This is a genomic window from Allobacillus halotolerans, from assembly GCF_018967645.1.
Classification (GTDB): domain Bacteria; phylum Bacillota; class Bacilli; order Bacillales; family Alkalibacillaceae; genus Allobacillus; species Allobacillus halotolerans.
The window spans coordinates 1-351 of record NZ_JAHLZF010000072.1 but is presented as its reverse complement, the minus strand read 5'-3'; the positions used below and the strand labels follow the sequence as shown (position 1 = coordinate 351).

Here is a 351-nt window from a genome sequence, read left to right as displayed (position 1 = left end):
TTTTAATGCGTCTCTTTTTTCTTCGATATCTCTATTATCGCCATCTTCATCAGCTGACATTAACTCACTGTCATATTCATATAATAGTTCTGATATTTCATTACTAGCTACTACTAATAAGTTTTCATCTACATCAATCGTTACCGTTTTCTTTGGCATCTCCATCTCTCCTTATCTTAACTTGTGCCTCGTATTTGCGCTCAGCTTCTTCTTTACTCTCTGCCTCAACAACTGTAAACCTTTGATTGCTCTTAGCTCGAGTTATGTGCGTATGTTTACGTCCTGTTGAATCTTTGAATGTTGTGACTAAGTATTGTGTCACTTCCCCAAAACCTCCTTGACTCGATCTAA

At 37.0% G+C, this 351-nt stretch carries 2 protein-coding genes; both read right to left on the bottom strand.

The window, feature by feature from the left end:
• The coding region (locus KQ486_RS14085) for a hypothetical protein (RefSeq protein ID WP_072692825.1) at nucleotides 1–159 on the bottom strand (159 nt) is incomplete at its 3' end.
• Nucleotides 134–322, bottom strand: a complete 189-nt coding sequence (locus KQ486_RS14080) for a DUF1381 domain-containing protein (RefSeq protein WP_000195823.1) — start codon at nucleotides 320–322, stop codon at nucleotides 134–136. The genes KQ486_RS14085 and KQ486_RS14080, both read right to left, overlap by 26 nt.
• Nucleotides 323–351: the final 29 nt, after the last annotated feature.